Origin of the sequence: Nocardia sp. NPDC004168 (assembly GCF_040610355.1) — a bacterium.
Classification (GTDB): domain Bacteria; phylum Actinomycetota; class Actinomycetes; order Mycobacteriales; family Mycobacteriaceae; genus Nocardia; species Nocardia sichangensis.
In genome coordinates this window covers 1-5,837 of record NZ_JBEXME010000072.1, presented here as the reverse complement: position 1 = coordinate 5,837, position 5,837 = coordinate 1, and the positions used below count along the sequence as shown (strand labels likewise).

Here is a 5,837-nt window from a genome sequence, read left to right as displayed (position 1 = left end):
GAGCACCCGCGATCTTGCGAACCTTTCGCTCCTCCAGCCCATCCCGTGCCGGACGCGCAACCAATACCTTCGGCAGGACCCACCTCAACCACACCCGAACCACCAAGACCAGCAACAAGATACATGATCTTTGAGGAACGCAGCACTAAGTTGGGGGCTCCCACCCGCCCCGCTGCGCGAGGCGCAGCGGGGCATGGTGCGGCTGTTCGAAGGCCCGCTGCGGTGTTCGTCGTGTGCCCGCCGCCTGGTCGGGTCGCTTTCCTGCCGTGGCTCACCACGGCCAAAAATCTATTCGATAACGTCGCGTACCGTGCAGTCCACGCACGCATCCGGATTTGGGAGGCGAACGGCCGCTGCATCACCGACAACATCCGCCCGATTACGGGGCACCCGGCCCTTGAGTCGGTCGTGTGGTGAAGTCCAGTCTCGCAGTGTCCTCGACAAACGTCGCCGCATGTCGGGCAATTTCTCCGGCGAGGTTGTCCAGCATCTTGGCGTAGCGCAGAAACTCAGCCGATTCGCCCTGAAGCTCTAGTTCGGCTTGCATCTGCAGCGATCTCGATCCGTCGGGTGGCGCACGCAATACGTGACCGGCGTCAACGGCCGTCGCCATAACAACCACCTTTGCAAGTGTGTCTTCGAGAGGCTGGAATGCCTCTGGAATCACCTCGACAAGATAGCTGACCAGCATCTCTTCCATGTTGTTGCATAGGTTCCGGGCAATCTCGCCGATTGCGAGTTCGAAGGCTCCGGCGCCGGGTGTGGCCATAACGCCCACGTAGGCCACCGCCAACTTTCTGAGTTCGGTCAGCACCACGACCTTCGCAGCGGCAATGAGATCCGCCGCGCGATCTAGCGACGATGCCGCCGCAATGCAGGCCCGATGCAGCTCCGCCGCGTGTGACGCGACCTCCGTCCACGCCTCCGCCCACTGCGCGTGTGAGCGGCTCGAGAGAAGCGAACCCATCTCTAATATTGGATTGGTCGCCGACGCGTACGTATTCGCGACACTGTCGGTAAAGGTGCGTACGCTCTCGGCCAACATTCGTACGGTGCTCTCGTTGAAGTCTAGGTACGAAAAATCGATGAGATTCATAAGGCATCCATTCCATTCGGTACCTCTATCGCCACGCCCCGCTCCCCCGCGGCGAACAGATCCACCAAGCCTCACCCGGCCTCGCTCCAAATCGTTTGTCCCGAGTGCTTCATTGAATTGAGTTTCTATTCGAGACCGGCGGGCCGTGACAATTGCAAGCGAGGGTCAGGATCCCATGCATGCAGCTCGCTCAGATATGGGGTAAATGCCTACAGTTGGTTACCGTCGACAGTTAGTGAATCACGCTGCAGTGAGCGAAGTCGGGGTGGTGGAGCGTGGCGCTGCGTCAGTTGGTGCGCCCGCGGCGACCTGGCGGCCTGCTGGTTCCTGTGAGGGCTTCAGCTACGGACCGGCGCGAATCGCGCCGTCGAGCGCTTCAGAGCGCGCCACGCCGACTGAAACCGATTCGGCGCGGTCCGCACCATCGGATATAGTTTCACTACTTCCAGTGCGGAAGCCGGGGTTACCGCACCGACTTACACCCGCACGGGGGCCGCGCGGGGTTTCGCAACATCCGCACGAAGACCGGCTCTCAAGCCGCCGCACCGAAACCTGCCCGACCCGGGCCTGGACGGCCGATCGGGGTGAAGAATCGCCACCGCGCTACCGGTCACGACGTCGGCCGGACACTTGCGACTCTCAATGACTTTGTCAAGTCGCCGACCCGGCCGCAGTTGGCGGTTGGAGGACGAACTCGCGGCCGTCCCGGAGCAAGGCCCACAGTACGTCGACCAGACGGCGAGCCAGCGACATCAGCGCCTGTGGGTGGATGAGCCGCTCAGCGCGCTTCCGCTCGTAGAACCGGCGCGACGGGCCGTTTTCGACCCGCAGGCCGGCGAACGCGGCCAGGTAGAACACGCGGCGCATGCGCCGGTTATACCGGGTGGGTCGGCGCAGATTTCCGTTGACCCGCCCCGAATCACGGGGAACCGGGACCAGACCGGCGTAACTGGCCAGGCGTCCCGCTGAGCCGAAAGTCGCCAGGTTGCCGCCGGTTTCGACGAGGAAGTCCGCGCCGAGCCCTGGTCCCATACCGGGCAACGACTCGATGATCCTCGCCCACGGGTGGGCGCGGAACCGCAGGGTGATCAGCTTGTCGGTTTCCTTGATCTCACGGTCCAAATCGAGCAGCTTGCCGGCCATGCGCTTGACCAGGACTGCCGCATCGGCCTCGCCGGGCAGCGCGATATCTTGAGAAGCTGCTGCGGCAACAGCGTCCGCCGCTATCTTCGGAATCCGAGACGCACGGACCCCCTTCTCACGCAGATGCCCTGCAACACCGTCGATCCCGACACCAGCGATCTCAGCGGGGGTGCACAGCGTCGCGGCCGAGATCAAGGGGCTGCGGTTCGAGAAGTCGAAGGCTGCCTCGAGTGCTGGAAATATCGACCCCAATACTGCACGCAGACGATTCACCCCGGCAACCCAGTCGCCCATCAGATCCGTGCGATACCTGGTCAGCTGGGTCAACCCGGCGACTAGATCTTCGGGCATCGTGACTTCGACCAAGTCCCGTCGCATCCGGGCTGTCTCCGCGATCACCCGTGCGTCCCTGGCATCGGTCTTGCCCTCGCCGCGCAACCCACGGCTCATTGAATTCACCACGCAGCCGGGCACATACGCGACCGATTGGCCAGCCTTCAGCAACACCGTGACCAGCATCAACGACAGCGGTCCTGTCAGGTCAACTGTCAGCGTCACCCGCGCGGCGGCCTGTCCCGCCCGAGCGATCAGCTCTTCGACAAGGCGCTGGTCGTTCCCGAACTTCTCGCTGAACACCACCGCGCCTACCGCATCCACTGCACACGCGTGGTGCGTTCGCTTGCCGACATCGATACCGACCCAGATCTCCGGGCGTTCGGCCACTTGTCCACTCCCGTTGTCGCAGTCACACGCCCGTGGACGGCCCGCCGACAGGTCCCTAAACAGCGATGATCCGCAACAGCTCTCAATCAGCGGCCAGAGCGTCCAGCCCGGCAGGGCGGCAAGTCGCAAGAAGCCACCACAACGACATCCAGCACATCAGCCACACCCTGCCAGCCCGGGCATCCGGGAACGGCTCACGGACCCCTACCAACTTAGTGGGCGCACTGGCTTTGGTCGCGGAGCCGAACACCGCATGGTCGCGAATTTCGACAGCGTGTTGTTTGTGACTGGCCGCGAATCTCGATATCACTGCACCAGCCTGGTTGCGGTACGGCGGTACCCAACTGACCTTCCGCGGCTGGGGTTGTCAGCAGCCATCGTGACGGATCGTCGCGTCTGTCGCCACTCGGGGACATCGACCGCAGAATTGGAACGCGTTCTCGCTTTGCTTGGCGAGGAGTCCGCGTTCCCCGTGTGACCGATAGGCGGCATGTAAGGACGTTCTACAGCGAGCGGACAATTACGCTACGGCAGCTCAGGCGCTGCCAGAACCCCGAGCTGTCAGCACCAGGGCAGGCGCAGCGCTTCGAGATCCGGTGCCGCCTGGAGCGCATCGATCAGCTCGGTCGGGCCGGCCACCTTCGTGCCGCAAAGGTCCCAATCGGACCAGGTGATCCAGGATCGGTCGGCTGCCCACATATTCGAGGGTGAGCCGACTCCGCTGGGATGGTCGTACAGGTCTCCGGCGCCGCCAAGAGGGCCTGAGACAGTGACTCCGGTGTCGAACTCACCGCTCACTGCCGGACCGAAGTAGGCCACGCACTGGGTGTCCGCACCGCCCGGGCACCACGCGATCAGAACGTCGATCAGCGTTTGCCACGACTCCCGATCGAGGGAGCCCTCGGCGGGCGGGCGGATACTCACCGGCCAGCTCCCGCTCGGGTGCGCGCCGGACAGGCTGCGGAAACTGGGGTATTGGCCCTCGGTGACCACCGACTCGTCCAGCCGAGCCGCAAGTTCGGTCCAACGCAACCTTTTCCAGCCCGATCCGGGATCCGCGGAGCGGCCCAGCTCGTTGCCGATCACGCACGACCTGGCCTCGAGGTCGAAGCCGGGGATTCTCGTCGGCTTCTCGAGTCCGGCAGCCAGTCGCTGCCGCTGCTCCTCGTCGTAGGTGAGTTTCGCTAGGCCCGACTCGTGCTCGTACATCGCATGCAGCAGCCACGCCGCATCGGGTCGTGAGTCGATCTTGTACCCACACCACCCGAGATCAGTTTCCGGCGTGCCGAGCCACGAAACTAGCTCCCGATCAGCGACGTTCCAGCCCACAGCAAGAATCGTACTGAGCATGGCCACCAATTTCCATCCGGTGCTTTCATCACACAGCTTCGGCCCATGTGCTTCAAGGCGGAAATGAGCGAGTGACCGCTCTTCGTGCACGAACCGGCCACTCGAACATTCGCTCATCGAGCCTACAGGTCGGCCGGTCGCGGTTGGCGGACGTTCGGCACGGAACGAACGCGGTCGCTCACATAATCCTCACAATTCGGGGCGTCGCGATGCCAGGCAGGTCGTTGATCGCGCGGATGAATGCGCGGATACCCGTCTCGGGGTCGTCGGCGGCCTCAGCGGCGCGAAACGCCTTGGTCGCGCGTCGGGCGGTCGCGGTCGGCCATTCGCTGAACGGCAGACCGTAGTCCCGCTCAAACCACTCAGCGGTTCGGAGCCGGGTCACCGACGCGTGCGGCAAGCGGACGCCCTTGAGCTGCTGCCGCAGGTCCCTACCAGCCTCCTGGGCGATGTTTGAAGCGTCGAAGTCGTGTAGGCCCGGCCATGTGGTCAATGGGGGCAGGCCGGTCAGGTCAGGGCAGTCGCCCAGCTGCAGCCGCTGCACGTGGGATAGCTCGGCGAGTGCGTCGAGGTTGGTGAGTTGACCAAATAGCCGTACCTGGGTCAGGTGCGGGAACTGCAGCAGGCTCGCGCAGTCGAAGGCCTGCCGCAGCGGTTTGGCGCCGACGTAGATCGAGGTGGCCTCGGCCAGGGACGGCAGCGGCGGCAGCTTCAATGGCTCGGCGTCACGGGATGCGCGGGTGGCGGGGTAGAAATACAGGTGCGGGCATACGCCGCCAGCCGCCAGTTCGGCATGCAGCAGCGCCAGGTCACCGCACGCGGTGAAGGCACTCGTCGTCGCCGGCAGCACGATGGTCAGTGCCGCGCTCCGCAGACTGACGGTGAGATGATGGATGTCGGCCGCGCCGGCGTCGACGGTCATCGGGACCGTCGGTGTCCACGCGAACTGCTCGATCGTGCGCCGCCGAGACCAGGCGAGGAAACCGAGATCGCTGCCGCGGTAGCCCAGGACCCGCGGCCATGGGTAACCAGCGGGCACAGTGAACCCATCAAAAGTAGACCAGTCGAGCACATCGTCGGGACCGACGACCACGTCCGGCTTGGATTCGCCGGGCACGACCGGCCCGATGCTGAGGCTGCCCTGCCCGGCCGGGACTTTGAACGGTGTGGCTTCCAGGTCCGGTCAGCGACAGAACAAGGGTTTCAGCATTCGGCATCCCACCATGATGAAGCCACTACACATCGTCAGGAAGCATCTGGTCGAAGACGATCCGATCGGCTATCCGGCGGCGGTGACACCGGATGCGCCCGGTCATAAAGACCTGCCGGTCGGGCAGCAGCGCGGCGAACTGGTCCCACAACGGTTCGTTCAGCCAAGACCCCCGTCCCTCACATCAGCGCCACCACACCGTGACCTATCCGCGCGACCTCTTAGTGCCTGTGTATGAACTGATCATTTCGGGATCGGGTGGGTTGTGAGGCGGGCGAGTCGGCGCCGCATGACCAGGGTCATGGCCCACAGGAC

4 protein-coding genes and 1 pseudogene are annotated in these 5,837 nt (G+C 64.2%); all 5 read right to left on the bottom strand.

Annotated elements, in window-relative coordinates; genetic code table 11:
* Positions 1 to 379: 379 nt before the first annotated feature.
* Entirely contained in the window at positions 380 to 1,096 is a 717-nt protein-coding gene (locus tag ABZW96_RS37110) for a hypothetical protein (RefSeq protein ID WP_355081516.1), read from the bottom strand.
* Between the two features lie 651 nt (positions 1,097 to 1,747).
* On the bottom strand, positions 1,748 to 2,962 hold the full coding sequence (locus ABZW96_RS37105; RefSeq protein ID WP_355081514.1) for an IS110 family transposase: 1,215 nt from the start codon (positions 2,960 to 2,962) through the stop codon (positions 1,748 to 1,750).
* A gap of 561 nt (positions 2,963 to 3,523) precedes the next feature.
* The gene (locus ABZW96_RS37100; protein WP_355081512.1) at positions 3,524 to 4,291 is read right to left on the bottom strand and encodes a hypothetical protein; all 768 of its coding nucleotides are present in this window, start codon (positions 4,289 to 4,291) and stop codon (positions 3,524 to 3,526) included.
* 199 nt (positions 4,292 to 4,490) lie between these two features.
* A complete protein-coding gene (locus tag ABZW96_RS37095) occupies positions 4,491 to 5,429 on the bottom strand; it encodes a hypothetical protein (RefSeq protein ID WP_355081510.1) in 939 nt (312 codons plus the stop codon).
* Positions 5,430 to 5,562: 133 nt separating this feature from the next.
* Positions 5,563 to 5,685 (bottom strand): annotated as a pseudogene (locus ABZW96_RS37090) (IS5/IS1182 family transposase); the annotation flags it as partial.
* Between the last annotated feature and the right edge of the window lie 152 nt (positions 5,686 to 5,837).

What these genes read in the sequence shown, in the direction of transcription:
- ABZW96_RS37110 (WP_355081516.1), bottom strand. Translation starts at nt 1,096, where the DNA reads ATGAATCTCATCGATTTTTCGTACCTAGACTTCAACGAGAGCACCGTA.